The organism is Branchiibius hedensis (genome assembly GCF_900108585.1).
GTDB lineage: Bacteria > Actinomycetota > Actinomycetes > Actinomycetales > Dermatophilaceae > Branchiibius > Branchiibius hedensis.
In genome coordinates this window covers 1,672,352-1,689,702 of the sequence record NZ_UESZ01000001.1, presented here as the reverse complement: position 1 = coordinate 1,689,702, position 17,351 = coordinate 1,672,352, and the positions used below count along the sequence as shown (strand labels likewise).

At 65.9% G+C, this 17,351-nt stretch carries 19 protein-coding genes; 13 read left to right on the top strand and 6 right to left on the bottom strand.

Annotated elements, in window-relative coordinates; genetic code table 11:
• Positions 1 to 2: 2 nt before the first annotated feature.
• Positions 3 to 1,235: a chloride channel protein gene (locus tag DR843_RS08265; protein WP_146202517.1), complete on the bottom strand. Its 1,233-nt coding sequence runs from the start codon at positions 1,233 to 1,235 to the stop codon at positions 3 to 5.
• A 7-nt stretch (positions 1,236 to 1,242) separates the two neighbouring features.
• Positions 1,243 to 1,872 (bottom strand): alpha-ketoglutarate-dependent dioxygenase AlkB, encoded by a 630-nt coding sequence (locus tag DR843_RS08260; RefSeq protein WP_109684925.1) that lies wholly within the window; start codon positions 1,870 to 1,872, stop codon positions 1,243 to 1,245.
• A 121-nt stretch (positions 1,873 to 1,993) separates the two neighbouring features.
• On the opposite strand from DR843_RS08260, the gene DR843_RS08255 reads away from it, so the two are divergent.
• Entirely contained in the window at positions 1,994 to 3,307 is a 1,314-nt protein-coding gene (locus tag DR843_RS08255) for a DDE-type integrase/transposase/recombinase (RefSeq protein WP_109684924.1), read from the top strand.
• 111 nt (positions 3,308 to 3,418) lie between these two features.
• Positions 3,419 to 4,189 carry a PIG-L deacetylase family protein gene (locus DR843_RS08250; protein WP_170119790.1) on the top strand — a complete coding sequence of 257 codons (771 nt, stop codon included), beginning with the start codon at positions 3,419 to 3,421 and terminating at the stop codon, positions 4,187 to 4,189.
• A 348-nt stretch (positions 4,190 to 4,537) separates the two neighbouring features.
• On the opposite strand, the gene DR843_RS08245 is transcribed toward DR843_RS08250, so the two are convergent.
• Complete coding sequence (locus DR843_RS08245; protein ID WP_109688736.1) at positions 4,538 to 6,070, bottom strand: phytoene desaturase family protein; 1,533 nt, start codon at positions 6,068 to 6,070, stop codon at positions 4,538 to 4,540.
• Positions 6,071 to 6,114: 44 nt separating this feature from the next.
• On the opposite strand from DR843_RS08245, the gene DR843_RS08240 reads away from it, so the two are divergent.
• Positions 6,115 to 7,116 (top strand): YdcF family protein, encoded by a 1,002-nt coding sequence (locus DR843_RS08240; protein ID WP_109684922.1) that lies wholly within the window; start codon positions 6,115 to 6,117, stop codon positions 7,114 to 7,116.
• Positions 7,117 to 7,235: 119 nt separating this feature from the next.
• A complete protein-coding gene (locus tag DR843_RS08235; protein ID WP_109684921.1) occupies positions 7,236 to 7,655 on the top strand; it encodes an NUDIX domain-containing protein in 420 nt (139 codons plus the stop codon).
• Here the strand turns inward: DR843_RS08235 and DR843_RS08230 are convergent.
• Both DR843_RS08230 and DR843_RS08225 read right to left on the bottom strand, forming a co-directional pair.
• The gene (locus DR843_RS08230) at positions 7,652 to 8,035 is read right to left on the bottom strand and encodes a hypothetical protein (RefSeq protein ID WP_109684920.1); all 384 of its coding nucleotides are present in this window, start codon (positions 8,033 to 8,035) and stop codon (positions 7,652 to 7,654) included. The genes DR843_RS08235 and DR843_RS08230 overlap by 4 nt on opposite strands.
• Positions 8,032 to 8,244 carry a ribonuclease PH gene (locus DR843_RS08225; RefSeq protein ID WP_109684919.1) on the bottom strand — a complete coding sequence of 71 codons (213 nt, stop codon included), beginning with the start codon at positions 8,242 to 8,244 and terminating at the stop codon, positions 8,032 to 8,034. The genes DR843_RS08230 and DR843_RS08225 overlap by 4 nt, the downstream gene beginning before the upstream one ends.
• A 177-nt stretch (positions 8,245 to 8,421) precedes the next feature.
• Here DR843_RS08225 and DR843_RS08220 point away from each other — a divergent pair, with 177 nt between their 5' ends.
• The 7 genes from DR843_RS08220 to DR843_RS08190 all read left to right on the top strand — a co-directional run bounded on the left by DR843_RS08220 (position 8,422) and on the right by DR843_RS08190 (position 15,197).
• On the top strand, positions 8,422 to 9,129 hold the full coding sequence (locus DR843_RS08220) for a VOC family protein (protein WP_109684918.1): 708 nt from the start codon (positions 8,422 to 8,424) through the stop codon (positions 9,127 to 9,129).
• Between the two features lie 153 nt (positions 9,130 to 9,282).
• Positions 9,283 to 10,014, top strand: a complete 732-nt coding sequence (gene recO / locus DR843_RS08215; protein WP_109684917.1) for a DNA repair protein RecO — start codon at positions 9,283 to 9,285, stop codon at positions 10,012 to 10,014.
• Positions 10,011 to 10,814, top strand: a complete 804-nt coding sequence (locus DR843_RS08210) for an isoprenyl transferase (RefSeq protein WP_109684916.1) — start codon at positions 10,011 to 10,013, stop codon at positions 10,812 to 10,814. Before recO ends, DR843_RS08210 begins: the two co-directional genes overlap by 4 nt.
• Positions 10,815 to 10,952: 138 nt before the next feature.
• Complete coding sequence (locus DR843_RS08205) at positions 10,953 to 12,194, top strand: ABC transporter substrate-binding protein (RefSeq protein WP_109684915.1); 1,242 nt, start codon at positions 10,953 to 10,955, stop codon at positions 12,192 to 12,194.
• On the top strand, positions 12,194 to 13,363 hold the full coding sequence (locus DR843_RS08200) for an ABC transporter ATP-binding protein (protein WP_109684914.1): 1,170 nt from the start codon (positions 12,194 to 12,196) through the stop codon (positions 13,361 to 13,363). The genes DR843_RS08205 and DR843_RS08200 overlap by 1 nt, the downstream gene beginning before the upstream one ends.
• The gene (locus DR843_RS08195; RefSeq protein ID WP_109684913.1) at positions 13,360 to 14,271 is read left to right on the top strand and encodes an ABC transporter permease; all 912 of its coding nucleotides are present in this window, start codon (positions 13,360 to 13,362) and stop codon (positions 14,269 to 14,271) included. The genes DR843_RS08200 and DR843_RS08195 overlap by 4 nt, the downstream gene beginning before the upstream one ends.
• A 68-nt stretch (positions 14,272 to 14,339) precedes the next feature.
• Entirely contained in the window at positions 14,340 to 15,197 is an 858-nt protein-coding gene (locus tag DR843_RS08190) for an ABC transporter permease (protein ID WP_211310203.1), read from the top strand.
• On the opposite strand, the gene DR843_RS08185 is transcribed toward DR843_RS08190, so the two are convergent.
• Complete coding sequence (locus DR843_RS08185; RefSeq protein WP_109684911.1) at positions 15,194 to 15,511, bottom strand: DUF6703 family protein; 318 nt, start codon at positions 15,509 to 15,511, stop codon at positions 15,194 to 15,196. The genes DR843_RS08190 and DR843_RS08185 overlap by 4 nt on opposite strands.
• A gap of 97 nt (positions 15,512 to 15,608) precedes the next feature.
• Between DR843_RS08185 and DR843_RS08180 the strand changes: the two genes are divergently transcribed.
• A complete protein-coding gene (locus tag DR843_RS08180; protein WP_109684910.1) occupies positions 15,609 to 16,553 on the top strand; it encodes an ABC transporter ATP-binding protein in 945 nt (314 codons plus the stop codon).
• Positions 16,550 to 17,347, top strand: a complete 798-nt coding sequence (locus DR843_RS08175; RefSeq protein WP_109684909.1) for an ABC transporter permease — start codon at positions 16,550 to 16,552, stop codon at positions 17,345 to 17,347. The genes DR843_RS08180 and DR843_RS08175 overlap by 4 nt, the downstream gene beginning before the upstream one ends.
• The last annotated feature ends 4 nt before the right edge of the window (positions 17,348 to 17,351 follow it).

Genomic DNA, 17,351 nt, shown 5'->3' with positions numbered 1-17,351 from the left:
CCTTAGTGGCGCACGCGGTTGGCCAACGCTCGCTCGATCGCGGCCGAGCCCGCGGCGGCCACCATGGCCGGCCCGAGCATCGCGGCATCCATCCGGGTCAGCTCGAAGACCAGCAGGATCGCCGTGGCCGGCATCCGTTGCGCCGCTGCCAAGAACGCCGCCGCGCCGATCAGCGCGTACGTCGTGACGATCGCCCCCGGGTTCAGGCCACTCCACAGCGTCCCGACCAGGGCGCCCAACAGGGAGCCGTTCGCGATGGCCGGCGTCAGCAGACCGCCCTGGCCGCCGCCGAGGAGGGCGAGACCGACGGCAACCACCCGCGCTGCCAGCAGGGCCAACAGCATCCAGAACCCGACCGTATGGTCGAAACCGACCTGTGCGGCGGCCTTGCCGTTTCCCAGGATCTGCGGCAGCACCATCGAGATGATCCCGACAGTCGTGAACGCAGCAAACGCCCGGGGGATGAGCTGCCAGTCCCGAGGAGCGGACGCCGCGCATCGCCGGGTGAACCAGCGGAACGCCCACGCGGCCAGACCGCACAGCGGTCCGAAGACGACCGCCCAGAACCACACCGACGTCGTGACCGGTGTGTGCCCGACGGTGTATTGCAGGTCGTCGGGCACGATGGCGGCGGCCACGCCGGCGGCGATGGCACTGCACGCCAGGGCAGGGATGACCGCCGACCACGCGAACGACACCAACAACACTTCAAGGGTGAACACGGCGCCACCCAGGGGTACGCCGTACACGGCGGCCAGACCGGCACCGGCCGCACTGGCAATCAGGACCCGCCGCGGATGCCCGAGGACGCCGAGCCACTCGGTGACGCGGTCGGCGATCGCTGCGGAGATCTCTCGCGGTGCGACCTCACGGCCGAGCGGAGAGCCGAGCGCGACGGTGACGATTTGCAGCAGACCGTGAACAACTGTGGGCCAGAAGGGCATTCGGCGGCCCTCAGTGTCTTCCCGCCCCAGGGCGGAACCGATGGAGACCAGAGGTTTGAACCACCGATACACCGCCCACCAACCGACGCCAGCGATCAGACCGGCCAGCATGAGGCAGACCAACCGGCGCCACGCGGGGGCTTGTTCGGAGCCGTAGAGGAAGAGGCCCTCGGAGTAGCCGAAGGCGAGGTGTTGCACCGCGTGGAGCAGGATGACGAGCAGGCCGCCGACCACTCCGGAGGTGACGCCGAGGACGGCGACGATCGCGGACATCCGGGCGAGGGCACGCACGGATCGATTATCTAACCCCCGCGGGACGGAACTGGATGCTGATCCGGGGACCGGTCGGCGTACTCGATTTGGGCACGGCGTGATCCCACGTTCGCTGGCAGCTGCCACCCATCACGATCAGGTCGCCGTGGCCGAGCAGGAACCGGCGGGACGGTCCGCCACCGGCCGGCCGCAGCAGCAGCGCGCGAGGTGCGCCGACCGACACGATCGCGACCATGGTGTCGTGCGTGGCACCGCGGCCGAACCGGTCGCCGTGCCAGGCGACGGAGTCGCGATGGTCGCGGTAGAGGCACATGCCGACGGTCGCGAACGGTTCGGCTCGGTAGTAGGCGGTCAGCGCCTCGCGTGCCTGCTCGATCACCGGATCGGGCAGGGGTTCGCGCTCGCGGTAGAACCGCAGCAGGCGTGGGGTGGGCAGTTCCTTGTCCCATATGACCCGTCGTTCGCCGCGCCATTCGACGCCGGCGCTGCCGCCGAGGTTGAGGCGCTCGAACAGGGTGTCCGCGCCGGTCACCCAGCCGGGCCGCAAGTCGATCCAGGCACCGTCGGTGAGTTCGATGCGCTGCACGGCACCGCCCAGTGTGCGCAGGCCGACTTCGTCGATCTGGTCCCAGAGCGAGCCCTGCAGCGCATGCATGTATCGACCATATGTTCGAACCTTTGGCCTGTCGAGAAGGCGGGTCATGTGTCATCTCTCAGGACATCGGTAACACTTCGGCCGGTCTTGGTGGTGACACTTGTGATCTCAGGCTTCGGGGGTGACTGGTACTGAACCCATTGATCCTCGTGTCCGTCTTGCGATCTCGCAGTGGCCTGATGACGCGCCGCGTGGCGCGGTGTCGACGTTCTGCGCGGAGCACGGCATTTCCCGTAAGTCGTTCTACGTCCTGCGTAACCGGGCGTTGACGGACGGTCCGGCGTCGGTGCTGGAACCACGGACCCGCCGCCCAGCATCGAGCCCTACCCGGCTCGACGATGAGGTCACGAAGCAGGCGTTGGAGGTTCGGGCCGCGTTGGAGGCTTCCGGGTTGGATCACGGCCCGATCAGCGTGCACGACAAGATGCACGCGATGGGCCTGGACCCGGTGCCCTCGACCGCGGCGTTGGCGCGGGTCTTCCGCCAAACCGGTGTGGCCCGGGTGGAGCCGCGCAAGAAGCCCCGCTCGGCGTGGCGACGGTTCGTGTACCCGGCCCCGAACGCGTGCTGGCAACTGGATGCCACCGAGTACGTCCTGACCGGTGGACGCAAATGCGTGATCTTCCAGCTGATCGATGATCACTCCCGGTACGCCGTGGCCTCCCATGTCGCCGACAGTGAAACTGCGCAGGCCGCGATCGCCGTGTTCGACAAAGCCGTCGCGGCGCACGGGGTGCCGCAACGGTTGCTGTCCGACAACGGGATGGCGCTGAACCCTTCCCGGCGCGGGATCCTCGGGCAGCTGGTGGAACACGTCACCGCGCTGGGGTTGCAGGCGATCACCGGTAAGCCGTATAAGCCCACCACGCAGGGTAAGAACGAGCGCTTCCACCAGACCCTGTTCCGGTACCTGGACAAGCAACGCTTAGCCAACACGTTGCAGGAGTTACAGGGTCAGGTCGATGCGTTCGACGACCTCTACAACACGATGCGCCCGCATCAGGGGCTGCCCGGGCGGGTGACACCGCTGGTGGCGTGGGAAGCAACAGCCAAGGCAGATCAGCCGCGGCCACGACCCGATACCTGGGAGGGCTTCGCTGCTCGCCGGCCGCCGAGCCGCTACCGGCGACCCAAGCAAGCCGTCCCGGCCGATCTGCCTGCTGACACGCGCGTGCGGAGTGTGGGCACACCCGGCACCGTGAGCGTGGACTCGGTGAGCTACAAGATCGACCCCGGCCACGTCTTCGAGAAAGTCCTCGTCATCACCGATGGCATCAACCCCGGCGACCGGGTGATCATCTCGACCCTGGACGGCGAAGTCATCGCGGAACACACCCGCCCCGCCCCAGGCATCACCTACGTCGGCAACGGCAAACCCCCAGGACCTCGGCCCAAAACGGCACAGCCCGCCCAGGCTCCCGGCAACAACGGCTGACAGCCAGTTTCACGACGGAAGAGGCGTGGCTCGACAGAGTATTGTTTGGTGGTTTACCGGCGTCGCACGATATCTGCCTGGAGCAGGGAAGGCACCTCTAGCCTTCTTCATGTGCCCAAAGCTGTGGCGATTCACGCGCATCCCGATGACGAGGTCTTCGCGAACGCTGGTGGCATCCTCGACCGCGTCAGCAGTGGTTGGAATGTCGTCGGGGTAGTTGCTACCGGCGGAGAAGCAAGTGAAATCAGGAGAGTCTCGGATGTGACCGAAGCTAGACGCACGAGACTCGCGAAATACGAGCGGAGCCTTGACCTACTAGGGGTTTCATCATGGGCGTGGCTTGGCGACGAGGCCGAATGGGAGGACCTGCCAGGCGGCCACACGGTGGCCTCTGAGGATCCCGACAAGTTGATCGCCGCCGTGATCCACGCCATCGAACGCACACAACCTGATGAGATTCTCACGGTCGGAGTCGACGGCTTGACCGGTCATCCAGACCACGTAGCCATTGGCCGAGCAGTGCACAAGGCAGCACACATCTACGGCGACGTGTCGGTGCACGCCGCCAGTCTGCCGAGGGCAGCCGTAAAGGCTGGCTACCGCCTCCTTGCGCAACTCGGTCACACGAATGCTGGGTCCGGGCGGGTCCGCGGGACCCATGCGGCCCTCGACCCGATCAGCGTCGGCCAGTGGGAAATCACGCGGCGCGCAGCAATGGACACCTACCGCACGGGTCTCGGCACCGCTGACATCGACTCGTTGGTGAACACGGGCAGCGTCGGCGACTCGCTCGTTATGCGGGCCATCTTCGAGTCCAATCATTGGGCTGATGAGTTCTACCAGCGCACTGTCGAAGAGAGCCATACGAATCACTCGCCCTGATCGTGAGGATTAGACGTCCAACTTCGCTGAGGGGTCAGGCCCCACTAGAGCTCGTTGGGACCAGACGCGGACGTTCGACAATGCTTCATGGCGGTTCGGCCCTGACCCCGCGAGCACCACGACCGGCGGGGTGGGCTGACCACGCACTGATCAGAATTCGTGAGGTTGAGTCCATAAGAGTGGTGTACGAGTCGGTGACCGTGTCGCTCCACCTGGGAGCGGTCCGCGAGAGAGGCGAATTCGTCGTCCGTCAGATGGGCGAGAGCAGGTACGCCGAGGGCGATCAGTCGGTCCAGGTCATCGGCGAGAGTCACGGAGAGTCAACGAGCTGGCCCCGTCGTGAGTTCCTTAGCGCCCAAGCGCCGCCATCGCTGCGTGGTAGCCACCGAGACCGGAAACCCCTCCGCCCCGGCGTGATCCGGCTCCCGCGATGAGGACCCCGTCGTACGGCGAGGTGACCCCCCAGCGCGCGGCCGGCGTACCCAGGTCTTCGTCGTCCTCCGCGAACGGCCAGGTGAGCGGCGCGTGGAAGATGTTGCCGCCGGGCATGCCGAGAGTCTCCTGAAGATCGCCGGTCGTCTTGGCTTCCACGCACAACCGCCCGTCGGGTTCGCGCATCAACACCTCCTCGATCGGCTCGGCCAGCACGCTCGATAGCGAGTCCAGGACCCGTCGCTCGAATTCCGCGCGCACCACGTCGGGGTTGCGACCGTCGAGCAGCCGGTGTGGGGTGTGCAGCGCGAAGATGGTCAGCGTCTGCGCGCCCGCCTCCTGCAACTGCGTCGACAGGATGCTCGGATCGGTCAGGGAGTGGCAGTAGATCTCTGCTGGAACAGGCGAGGGTGAGCGGCCGGAACTCGCTGCAGCATAGGCTGATTCGAGCTGTTCGAACGACTCGTTGATGTGGAACGTGCCGCCGAACGCCGCCTTCGGATCGACGCCGTCCTTGAGTTGCGGCAGGCGCTCCAGCAACAGGTTGACCTTGACCTGGGCGCCTTCAACGGTCGGCGGCTCGGCTCCCATGACCTGGTCGAGCACCGCGGGCGCCGCCGCCCACAGGATGGTCGGCGCCTGCGCTTGCCCGCCGTCCCAGGTGACCGTGCCGTCGCTGATCGAGTCCACGCGTACGCCGGTGCGCAGGTCCGCGCCGGCTTCCCGCGCAGCGCGTTCGAGGTCGCCGCTGACCGTTCCCATGCCGCCGACCGGCACATCCCAGTCGCCCGTGCCGCCGCCCATGACGTGGTAGAGGAAGCAGATGTTCTGGCGTAGATCCGGCTCGTACGCCGAGGCGAACGTTCCAATCAGACCATCAGTGAGGATCAGGCCGCGCACCAGATCGTTCTGCACGGACCGCTCGATGACCTCACCCAGGGGCCGCTCGACGAAGTCGGTGACGATCGAGTCGTCGGCGACCAATCGCCGTACGTCGCTGCGTGTCGGCAACGGACCGGTGACGGTTGGCCACAGCGCACGGCCCAGGACGCCAACCCGGTCGTAGAACGTGCGCCACCCGTCGATGTCGTCCTCGGCGCCGATCGCGGCGAACGATGCAGCGGTCGCGTCAGCGTCGCCGTGGTCGATGAGCAACCCGCGGTCGGTCCCGGGAAGTGGGGTGTAGGAGGAGAATCGCCTGCGCCGCAACGTGATTCGCAGACCAAGGTCGTCAATGATCTGTTGGGGGAGCAGGCTGACCAGATAGGAATAGCGGGACAGTCGAGCATCAAGGCCCTCGAACGGTCGCTGCGACACACTGGCGCCACCGAGGTGATCCTGGGCTTCGAGCAGCAGCACGCGTTTGCCGGCCCGGCCCAGGTAGGCGGCGGCGGTCAGGCCGTTGTGCCCGCCGCCGACGATGATCGCGTCGTACCTGTCGTTGGTCATGGTTCCACGGTATGCGGCGGTGATGAGTTCCATACGATCTGACCATGACGTGGTGGATCCTGTGTGCGCTCAGCGTTGTCGCGGCGGTGGCGAGCTTCCGCAAGGATCGACGGCAGTTGCGCATCGGGGTCGCGGCTGTTTTCGCGGTGCTCTTTGCGTGGATCGCTATCGGCCACTCCAACAGTAGGTTCGCGCAGATCTTGGTGGTGGTCCTCGCTGCCGGGCTGTTGCTCCTGACCCTCGGCACCGCGGTCTTCCTCATCCTCAACTCGGTGATCGTCATCCGTCGTGAGGGTCGATCACTGGCGAATCTGCTTCCGGCAGTCGTCGGGCTGTTCCTGATTGCTCTGCCGTTGCTTGCGGCGTTGCTGCTGATCCAGCGCTCGATCTGGTCGATCGGTCTGCTGGTGGCGTGCCTGTTGGTGGCGTTCTACATCACGCTCGTCTTCGCTGCTTTCCTCGCCTTTTCTGTCATCTATCGCGCATCCACCCGTCGACCCACGGCAGACGTGGTGCTGGTGCTCGGGTCAAAGATCTTCGACGGCAAACCGCCACCGCTACTGCAGCGCCGCATTGATCGGGCCATCGACGTCTACCGACAGCGTGAGGCAGCCGGAGAGTCGCTCCCGGTCCTGGTCTTCTCCGGCGGACAGGGCGCCGACGAATCGCGTTCAGAGGCGGCAGCCATGGCGGAATACGCTGAATCGCAGGGCATTCCGGCGGACCACGCCGTGCTGGAAGACCAAGCAGTCAACACCCGCCAGAACCTGCAGTTCGGGGTCGCCATCGCCCAACAAGTCCGCCCCGGCGGGTCAATGCTGATCGCCACGAACGACTATCACACGTTCCGCGCGGCGCTGATCGCCCGCAGCCTCGGACTGCGCGCCGAGGTGATCGCGGCGCCCACCGCTTCGTACTACGTGCCATCGGCGTACTTGCGTGAGTTCATCGCGGTCCTGCGTGACTACCTCTGGTGGCACATCGCGGTCGTAGTGTGCCTGGTCGGTTTCGTCGGATTCCTGGTGTGGGAGTCCTCTCGGCACTAGACCTCACGCTGGCCGCCACGTGCGATAGCCGGGTGCGCCAGGCTCGCCGCAGGTGCCACCGCGGGTGCTGACGAAAGCGCCACCAGTCGTGGGCTGGCCCCTTCTGGTTGACTCGTGGCGTGACAGAGCGGATCTCAATCGCCGTGGCGGCGCTCGTCCACGACGGCCGACTGCTGCTGGTTCATCGACATCCGCAGCGGGCCAACTATCCGGACTGCTGGGACCTCCCCGGCGGCCACGTCGAGCCGGGGGAGACTCCTCAGGAAGCGATCCGCCGCGAATGCCGGGAAGAACTCGCGATCGAGATTCTTGATGCCAGTCCCGTGCCGATGACGGTGTCTGACCCAGCCCTAGAGAAACACGCGTTCATCGTGACGACCTGGCAAGGCCAGCCGATGAACGTCGCGCCAGAGGAACACGACGATCTGCGGTGGTTCACTGCGGATGAACTGCCGTCACTGACGATTTCTGATCCCGCCAGCCTGGCCGACCTCGTCAACGCCTTTGGGGTCGCCAAAAGGCCGACCGCCGGCCGCTAGTCAGTCCGATGTGACGACACCAACTGGCTCGCTCGCTGAGGCGAGATCCCCATCAGTCGACCGATGTCTCGGACGGTCAAACCTGACTCTGCAAGAGCGCTGGCTGCCTTCCGGTTGGCGGCCGCTGCCTGTGCTTGAAGTAGTTCGGCTTGTGCGCGCAGGTCGGCTGCCTGACGTTTCGCTTGCTCGAACCCCTCCGGCAACACCGGTACGACCTCAATCTCGATATCCGCATCGGGGATGCCGGCGAGGTGAGCTACAGCTTCGCGAATAGCACCGTCGGCATGCTCAAGCCGTCGCACCTGGTCGACTGCGCCGTTCTCCGATTCGAGCATCCACCATCCGCGCGGGCTGCGTTCGGCTGTGACTCTGACCTTCATCGCCGCCATCCCTTCCCGCCGAGTTCTTCAGCGAACTGATCGAAGAACTTCCTCGCGGTCAGGTCGTCGATCTCGTGATGGCGGCCAATGGTTCGCGTTGTGCGACCCACTCTGACCGCCGTGTGGCCGGTGAGCTCGAACTGCTGGAACTCCACGTCGGCAGCTTTTGCTGCGCTACGAATTTTCTTGAGCACGGCAATGCGCTTCATACGTCAGTGCCTTTGGGATCTGTGTGCGAAGGAGATGGAGGGCGGCGTTGGCCTCGCGATGTACGTCAACAAAGTCACGAGTCGTGGGCTGAGATGGCGGTGGCACAGCGGGTGGTGACCAAAGAGCCACGAGTCGCGGTCTGGTCCGTAGATTGCCCGTCGGCCGATGATGGAGCTATGCCAGCGAACTTGACCTTCCGCGGGATTTCGATCGACGCAACCGACGTCGCCGCCCAAGCGCGCTTCTGGAGCGAGGTGCTGGGCTGGAACGCCCACCCGGCGCCGGACGGGACGGTCACGCTGGCACCGACCGACGGGTCGGCGTACGTCATCACGATCCGGCCGGTCGACACCCCCAAGCCTGGGCAGAACAAGATCCACTTCGACCTCACCACCGACTCCCCGGTCGCGATGGCCGCGACCGTGCAGCGGGCGCTCGACGCTGGCGGCCGGTTGATCGACATCGGGCAGACCGAAGCCGACGGCCACGAGGTGCTGGCCGATCCCGAAGGCAACGAACTGTGCATCATCGAGCCCGGCAACCGCTTCCTGGCTGACACCGGCACCATCGGTGCGATCAACTGCGACGGCACCCAGGCGCTCGGCTACTTCTGGAGTCAGGCGCTGGGATGGCCGCTGGTCTGGGACCAGGACGAGGAGACGGCCATCCAGTCGCCGGCCGGAGGTTCGAAGATCACGTGGAGCGGGCCGCCGCTGTTGCCGCGCTACGAGCGTGATCGGATCCGATTCGATGTGAGTACGACGGACCTGGACCAAGCGCGCACAGCACTGAGCGCGCTGGGCGCCACCGAGATCGATGCCAGCACGATGCGCGACCTCGACGGCAACGAATTCACGCTGACCCAGGTGCCGCCCGCAGGGTGATTCGTGACGACACCGCCATCAGTTGCTGGGTCGGTGGGCTGGAACACCACGATTGGTGACGACATCGCCAGAAGTTGCAGGTGAATCTGATTTCGCGCTCGCAGCACGTCGGTGATCGAAGTTGTCGGTGCGCCGCGCGACAATAGATGGATCATGCCCCTTTACCGTGATGCCGCCATCGTGCTGCGGACCCACAAACTGCGCGAGAGCGACCGCATCATCACGATGCTGACCCGCGACCACGGCAAGATCCGCGCGGTGCAACACGGTGCCCGCAAAACCCGCTCCCGCGCCGGTGCTCGCCTCGAGCCGGGGATGCTCGCCGACGTCCAGTGCTACACCGGCAAGACGAACCTGGACACGGTCAAAGAGACCGCGATCCACGCGGCGTACGGCGATCACATCGCCCGCGACTACGGCGCCTACACGGCGGCCAGTGCCGTCCTCGAAACCGCGGACCGGTTGACCGAGGAGCGCGAGACCAGCCGGCCCCAGTTCACCCTGCTGACCGGGGCGCTCGCAGCCCTCGCGCGCGGCGACCACTCGGCCGGCCTGGTGCTGGATTCCTATCTGTTGCGCGCCCTGGCGATCGGTGGCTGGGCGGCCAGCTTCACCGACTGCGCCGGCTGCGGGCAGCAAGGTCCGCACCGGGCGTTCAACCTGGCCAGCGGGGGAGCGGTCTGTGTGCAGTGCCGCGCACCCGGTTCAGCGGCGCCCCGCACCGAGACCTTCGCGTTGTTGGCCGCGTTGCAGACCGGTGACTGGGAAGCAGCGGACGCCAGCGACGAGCCGGAGCGACGTGAGGCACGGGGTCTGGTCGCGGCGTACGTGCAATGGCATCTCGAACGCGGTGTGCGATCCTTGCGCCTGGTGGAAACAGGATGACGAACAAACCCTTCCCGCACGTCAGCGGCGCGACGCCGCCGCAGATCCCGGCGCGGTTGATCCCCCAGCACGTCGCGATGGTCATGGACGGCAACGGCCGCTGGGCCAACCAGCGGGGTCTGCCGCGCACCAAGGGCCACGAGGCCGGCGAGGCGCAACTGATCGACGTCATCGCCGGCGCCATCGAGATCGGCGTGCCGAATCTGTCGGCGTACATGTTCTCCACGGAGAACTGGCGGCGCTCGCCGGACGAGGTCCGCTTCCTGATGGGCTTCAACCGAGATGTGATCCGCCGCCGCGTGGACCTGCTGCACTCCTGGGGAGTGCGCTGCCGCTGGAACGGCGAACGGCCGCGGCTGTGGCGCTCGGTGCAGCGGGAGTTGCAGCGCGCCGAGGAGCTCACCGCCGGCAACACGGTGATGACCCTGCAGATGTGCGTGAACTACGGCGGCCGGGCCGAGATCGCCCAGGCCGCGCGCCGGATCGCCGAGCAGGTGCAGCGCGGGGAGTTGAAGCCCAGCCGGATCGACGAGAAGACGATCGCGCGCAACCTCACCTGGCCGGATATGCCCGACGTCGACCTGTTCGTGCGCTCCTCCGGCGAGCAGCGCACCAGCAACTTCCTGGTCTGGCAGTCCGCGTACGCCGAGATGGTCTTCCTCGACACGTTGTGGCCGGACTTCGACCGCACCCACCTGTGGCAGGCGATCCAGACGTACGCCGAGCGCGACCGCCGGTTCGGCGGTGCGGTTGATCGGGCGACCACCCCCGCACCCGCTGACGCGGAATCCGCTGTCTGAGGGCGTCTACGCAACGGTTTCCATAGGGCGAGTCCATCAATTGGTTACGGATTTGTTGCGGGTGGCCCGTTTTCTGACAAAACCCTGAGTCGTCAGTCAGGCTGGGCGCACACCACCAGTCTGATTGAAGGGTCATCCATGTCGCGTTCCCGTCCGCCGGCAGATCCCCAGGTTCGCGCCGTCCTGGAAGCAGCACGCGGGAATCTCAGCCGCCGTACCTTGCTCGGTGGCGGAGCGGCCGCTCTCGTTGCCGGGCTTGCCGCCTGTGCCCCGCCGACCCCGCCAGCCTCTGGTGGTTCCGCGACCACCCAGGCGCTGCCGACGGACGTTTCGTCGACGGAGAAGATCGTCCGCTGGGCGAACTGGACCGCCTACCTGGACTACGACGACGCGACCAAGACCTACCCGACGCTCGAGGCGTTCAAGAAGAAGTACGGCATCAACGCGACGTACTCCGAGGACATCGAGGACAACGACAGCTACTTCAACAAGATCGCCCCGCAGTTGCGGGCTGATCCGCCGCAGGACATCGATCGCGACATCTTCGTCTTCACCGACTGGATGGCCAACCGGGTCGTGCGCGAACAGTTGGTGCAGCCCCTGGAACTGATCCGGATGCCGAACGCCAGCAACCTGCTGGACACGCTCAAGGACGTCAGCTTCGACCCCGGCCGAACCCACTCGTTGACGTGGCAGTCCGGGTTCGCGGGCATCGGCTACCACAAGAAGAAGGTCGGCCGGGAGCTGAAGAGTCTGGACGACCTGTGGGCCGATGACCTGAAGGGCAAGGTGGTCGTCCTCTCCGAATTCCGCGACACGCTCGGGTTGGTGATGCTGCGCGAGGGAGTCGACCCCTCGGGGCCGTTCACCAAGGCACAGTTCGAGACCGCGCTGGACGAGATCAACAAGCGGATCACCGACGGCAACATCCGCCGTGTGAAGGGCAACTCCTACCTGGAGGACCTGAAGTCCGGCAACGCGATCGCTGGAATCGTTTGGAGCGGTGACCTTTTTGTGCTGCGCTCGGAGACCGAGGATGACGACTGGGACTTCGTGATCCCGGAGTCCGGCGGCACGCTGTGGAGCGACAACATGATGATTCCGATCACCTCCACACACCGCCGCAACGCGATGACGTTGATGAACTACTACTACGACCCGGCCGTCGCCGCTCAGGTCGCTGCCTACGTGAACTACGTCTGTCCGGTCGTGGGTGCCCAGGCCGAGATGGAGAAGATCGACAAGGACCTGGCCGAGTCCCCGCTGATCTTCCCCTCCGCCGACTGGATCAAGAAGAACAACATCAAGGGGTTCCGGGCACTGTCGCCCACCGAGGACGCCGACTACAGCGCCCAGTGGGCGAAGGTCGTGGGGAACTGATGAGCCTGTTCACTGCCCAGAAGAGCGAGACCGGTCTGCGCGCCGCTCAGGGCGACCTGAGGTTGGAGGCGGTCACCAAATCGTTCGGCGATTTCACCGCCGTCGACGATCTGACCCTACGGGTGCCGCGAGGCTCGTTCTTCGCGCTGCTCGGCCCGTCCGGCTGCGGCAAGACCACGACGCTTCGGATGGTCGCCGGCCTCGAACAGCCCACGAGCGGAAGCATTCTCATCGGTGACACCGATTTGACCGGCTCGCGGCCCTACCAGCGACCGGTGAACACTGTGTTCCAGAGCTACGCGCTCTTCCCGCACCTGACGATCCGGGAGAACGTCGCGTTCGGGCCGAAGCGCCACGGTGAGAAGGACGCGATGGCCCAGGCCGACCAGGCCCTGGAGTTGGTGCAGTTGACGCATCTGGCCAGTCGTAAACCGGCCCAGCTCTCCGGTGGACAGCAGCAGCGGGTTGCGGTGGCCCGCGCGATCGTCAACAAGCCGGAAGTGTTGCTGCTGGACGAACCCCTGGGCGCCCTCGACCTGAAACTTCGCCGGCAGATGCAGGTGGAACTCAAGCGCATCCAGTCCGAGGTCGGGCTGACGTTCATCCATGTCACCCACGACCAGGAAGAAGCCATGACGATGGCCGACACCGTCGCGGTGATGAACGCCGGGCGCATCGAGCAGATGGACGATCCGGTCGCGCTCTACGACCTGCCGAAAACGGCCTTCGTGGCCAACTTCGTGGGTCAGACCAACATGGGGATCGGTGACATCACCGGCACCGACGGCGACTTCCTGGTGGCCGACATTTCCGGAACGACGGTCCGAATCCCCAAGTCCCGCAGCTCTGTTCAGGACGGGAAGGTCGCACTCGGCGTACGTCCGGAAAAGGTCACGATCCACGGCAAGCAACCCGAGGGTGCCGGTGACGACGTGCGCGCCACGGTCGTGGACGTGTCCTTCATCGGTGTCGCCACGCAGTATCTGGTGACCACCGCCAGCGGCTCCACCTGGAGCGTCTACGCGCAGAACCTCGACGTCGAACCGGAGAGCCTACGACCCGGCAGCGAGGTGTGGCTGCGTTGGCAGTCCGCACACGCCTTCGGGGTGCCGGTCGACGACGACGCCATCGCTGCGACGAAGGGCCCGGTCGTCGAGGACGAGTCGTGACCGCGCTGGCGCACACCGGCAGTACTGCGCCCGCTGGCGACCCGCCGAAGCGGAAGCGGTCCTGGGCGGCCTACCTGTTGCTGCTCCCGGCGACCATCTGGCTGATCGTCTTCTTCGTGGTCCCGCTGATCCAACTCTTCACGGTTTCGCTGCAGAGCGGGTATCCGGGCAACCCGGGCTACTACTACCGGGATCTGAACTTCGGGAACTACCTGACGGCGTTCACGCAGTACTGGCCGCATTTTGTCCGGTCGCTGCTGTTCGCCGGTCTCGCAACGTTTTTCGCCTTCGTGCTGGCCTACCCACTGGCCTATGCGATGGCGTTCAAGGCGGGCCGTTGGCGCAACGTGATGCTGATCTGCGTCATCGCCCCGTTCTTCACCTCGTTCATCCTGCGCACGATCGCCTGGCGGCAGATCCTGGCCGACGGGGGTCCGGTGATGGCGACCTTCCACTCGCTGCACCTGACCTGGATGCTGCCGGACGGCCGGATCACCGAAACGTGGATCGCTGTGGTGGCGGGGCTGACCTACAACTTCCTGCCGTTCATGGTGCTGCCCATCTACGCCTCGTTGGAGCGGGCCGATCCGCGGGTCATCGAGGCCGGGGGAGACCTGTATGCCAACGGTTTCACGACGTTCCGCACCGTGACCTTGCCGATGAGCATGCCGGGCGTGCTGGCCGGGACGCTGCTGACCTTCATCCCGGCGGCTGGTGACTACGTCAACGCTGACCTGCTCGGCTCGGACCGCAGCACCAAGATGGTCGGCAACGTGATCGAGTCCCAGTTCTTCAAGGTGCCGGGCGGATTCCCCACGGCCGCAGCACTTTCCTTCACGTTGATGGCGCTGATCCTGCTGTTGGTGTTCTTCTATGTGCGCAAGTTCGGGACGGAGGACTTGGTTTGAGCGCCGACCAAGCCGAGGAAACGAGCGCAGCGAGGCCCGGAGGCGAAGGCAGAGGCGCGACCATGAGGATGACGAGCGCAGCTATCTCCGCGCCCCGGGCAGGTGTCTCGCGGGGTCGGCGGATCAAGAACTGGTTTGCCGACCACTTCGCGATCCTCGCCGCGATCCTGGTGCTGATCTATCTCTTCGTGCCGGTCGCCTACACGTTCGTCTTCTCGTTCAACAACTACCGCAAGTCCAACATCACCTGGGTGTCGGAGGGCAGTCCGACGCTCAAGCACTGGCAGAACCCGTGTGGTGCGCCCGGCGTATGCGATGCGCTGGTGACATCTCTGAAGGTCGGCGCCATTGCCACGCTGGCGGCGACGGTGCTGGGCACGATGCTGGCCTTCGCCCTGGTGCGACACGTGTGGCGCGGTCGCGCGGCGGCCAGCACACTGGTCTTCATCCCGATGGCGACGCCCGAAATCGTCCTGGGTGCAAGCCTGTTGACCATCTTCGTGCAGGGTTTCAGCCGGTTCGGGCTGGACCTCGGCTTCTGGACGATCACCATCGCGCACATCATGTTCTGCATCAGCTTCGTGGTGGTCACGGTCAAAGCCAGGCTGCAGAGCCTCGATCCACGGTTGGAGGAGGCGGCAGCCGATCTCTACGCCGGGCCGGCAGCATCCTTCTGGCGGGTGACCTTCCCGCTGGTGCTGCCCGGAATCGTGGGAGCGGCGCTGCTGAGCTTCTCGCTGTCCTTCGACGACTTCATCATCACCAACTTCGTGTCCGGTGACGAGACGACGTTCCCGAAGTTCGTCTACGTGTCCTACCTACGAGGTATCCCTGCGCAGGCCAATGTGATCGGTTTCTCGATGTTCCTGATCGCCGTGATCCTGGTGATCCTCGGCCAGACGATCAGCAGCAGGCGCAAGAGTTAGCCGGCCGCCATCACCACGGCCACCGCCACGGTCAGTAGCAGCACCGAGAACCGCATCAGCCGTTCCAACGGCGTCAGCCGCGGCCAGCCCAGGTACAGAACGCAGACCAGCAGCAGGGCGATGATGCCGAAGGCGATCGCACCGATGACGTGTCGGGTGAGCACCCCGATGACCAGCAGGGCACCGACGACAACGAGCGGGATGGCCGGAGTCTGCATGGTGCGTTCGACGACGGGCGCCGCGAGGTGCTCCAGGCGGGCACGCCGCGGCGATACGCGGACCTCGGGCTGGGGTTCGTGGGACGGTGAGGACACCGCAGCAGCGTAATGGCTGAGGGTATGAGGTTTGTCATGCCCAGGTGATGACGTCCGCGCCAGGTCCGGATCGACGTACGGCGACAGGCTGGTCGCTATGAACTCCACTGTCACTCCACTGCACCGGTCCGGCGCTACGCCGACACCGGACGCGATCAGCCTGGACGGGGTCACCAAGAGCTTCGGTGACGTCCACGCCGTACGCGGTATCGACCTGCACGTCGCCCCCGGCGAGGTCGTTGCCTTTCTCGGTCCCAACGGTGCCGGCAAGACCACGACGATCGACATGATCACGGGTTTGTCCCAGCCTGACGCGGGTCGGGTCGAGGTCTTCGGGATGGGTCCGCGGGCAGCCATCGAGCGGGGCCTGGTGGCCGCGGTCATGCAGACCGGCGGTCTGTTGAAGGACCTCACCGTCGGGGAAACGGTCGATCTGACGGCCAGCCTCTTCGCCCAGACCCGCTCGAGGCAGGAGTGCCTGGAGCGCGCTGGCATCGCCGACATCGCCGACCGGCTGGTCGCCAAGTGCTCCGGTGGCCAACAGCAGCGGCTGCGCTTTGCGATGGCGCTGGTGAGCGACCCGGCGCTGATCATCCTGGACGAACCCACCACCGGCATGGACGTGACCGGGCGACGCGACTTCTGGTCGGCGATCCACGCCGACGCTCAACGCGGACGCACCGTGCTGTTCGCGACGCACTACCTGGAAGAAGCCGACCAGTACGCCGATCGCGTCGTTCTCGTGCGCCATGGCCAGATCGTGGCCGACGGCACGGCCAGCGAGATCAAGGCTCTGGCTTCCGGGCGGGTGGTCAAGGCCACGCTGCCGGAGGCGAATACCGCCGTGCTGAGCGCGATTCCGGGCGTCGAGAGTGTGGACGTGCGCGGCGACGTGGTCACGTTCGGGACCAAGGACTCCGACGCGCTGGCGCGTCACCTGCTCACCAACACCACGGCGTACGACCTGGAAATCACCAGCCAAGGCCTGGAGGCGGCGTTCATCGCGCTGACCGGCGACGACTTCGAAGGAGCATCGGCATGAGCACTGCAGCCATCACCCCGGGCGACGACCCGATCACCCTGGAGCGGCGAGTCCCCGCGCACGGCGGCCTCAATCTGCGCCTGCTGCGCATCGAAGTCCGCCGGCTCCTGCGCAACCGACGCACCATCATCTTCGCGACGCTCATGCCGCTCGCGTTCTTCCTGCTGTTCTCGACCGGCTCCTCCGGGCGGATCGGCCGGGGTGACTACAACGCCTACACGATGATCAACTTCGCGTTGTACGGCGCGCTGGTCGCCGCGTGTGCCATCGGCGCCAGTGTGTCGATCGAGCGGGCGCAGGGGTGGAGCCGCCAGCTGCGTCTGACCCCGCTCACGGGACGGGCGTACATCGCCACCAAACTCCTCACCGCTTTGGTGGGCAGCCTGGCTCCCGTGGTCATCCTCTTCATCGCCGGTGCGCTACGGCATTCGAGTCTGCCGACGGATGCGTGGCTCACCTCGTTCCTGTTGACCTGGCTGATGGGCGGCCAGTTCGCTTCGTTGGGGCTGTTCATCGGCTACCTGGTGCCCACCGAGAACGCCATGCAGATCCTCGGCCCGTTGCTGGCGATCCTGGCCTTCGGGGGTGGCCTGTTCGTCCCGTACGACGTCTTGGGCTCCACGATGCAGACCGTCGCCCGCTTCACCCCGATGTGGGGAGCCGGTGAGATCGCCCGCTGGCCGCTGATGGGCGGATCCTTCGAGATCGGCTGGTTGGTCAGTCTGGTGCTGTGGATCGGCGCGTTCTTCCTGGGCGCAACGTACTTCTTCCGCCGCGACACCAAGCGCGTCTGAGACG

Excerpts from the sequence above, each read along its gene's own strand:
- DR843_RS08175 (WP_109684909.1), top strand. The coding sequence starts at position 16,550 with ATGAGCACTGCAGCCATCACCCCGGGCGACGACCCGATCACCCTGGAG.
- DR843_RS08200 (WP_109684914.1), top strand. The coding sequence starts at position 12,194 with ATGAGCCTGTTCACTGCCCAGAAGAGCGAGACCGGTCTGCGCGCCGCT.
- recO (WP_109684917.1), top strand. The coding sequence starts at position 9,283 with ATGCCCCTTTACCGTGATGCCGCCATCGTGCTGCGGACCCACAAACTG.
- DR843_RS08245 (WP_109688736.1), bottom strand. The coding sequence starts at position 6,070 with ATGACCAACGACAGGTACGACGCGATCATCGTCGGCGGCGGGCACAAC.
- DR843_RS08260 (WP_109684925.1), bottom strand. The coding sequence starts at position 1,872 with ATGCATGCGCTGCAGGGCTCGCTCTGGGACCAGATCGACGAAGTCGGC.
- DR843_RS08220 (WP_109684918.1), top strand. The coding sequence starts at position 8,422 with ATGCCAGCGAACTTGACCTTCCGCGGGATTTCGATCGACGCAACCGAC.
- DR843_RS08205 (WP_109684915.1), top strand. The coding sequence starts at position 10,953 with ATGTCGCGTTCCCGTCCGCCGGCAGATCCCCAGGTTCGCGCCGTCCTG.
- DR843_RS08190 (WP_211310203.1), top strand. The coding sequence starts at position 14,340 with ATGACGAGCGCAGCTATCTCCGCGCCCCGGGCAGGTGTCTCGCGGGGT.
- DR843_RS08210 (WP_109684916.1), top strand. The coding sequence starts at position 10,011 with ATGACGAACAAACCCTTCCCGCACGTCAGCGGCGCGACGCCGCCGCAG.
- DR843_RS08240 (WP_109684922.1), top strand. The coding sequence starts at position 6,115 with ATGACGTGGTGGATCCTGTGTGCGCTCAGCGTTGTCGCGGCGGTGGCG.
- DR843_RS08180 (WP_109684910.1), top strand. The coding sequence starts at position 15,609 with ATGAACTCCACTGTCACTCCACTGCACCGGTCCGGCGCTACGCCGACA.
- DR843_RS08230 (WP_109684920.1), bottom strand. The coding sequence starts at position 8,035 with ATGAAGGTCAGAGTCACAGCCGAACGCAGCCCGCGCGGATGGTGGATG.
- DR843_RS08225 (WP_109684919.1), bottom strand. The coding sequence starts at position 8,244 with ATGAAGCGCATTGCCGTGCTCAAGAAAATTCGTAGCGCAGCAAAAGCT.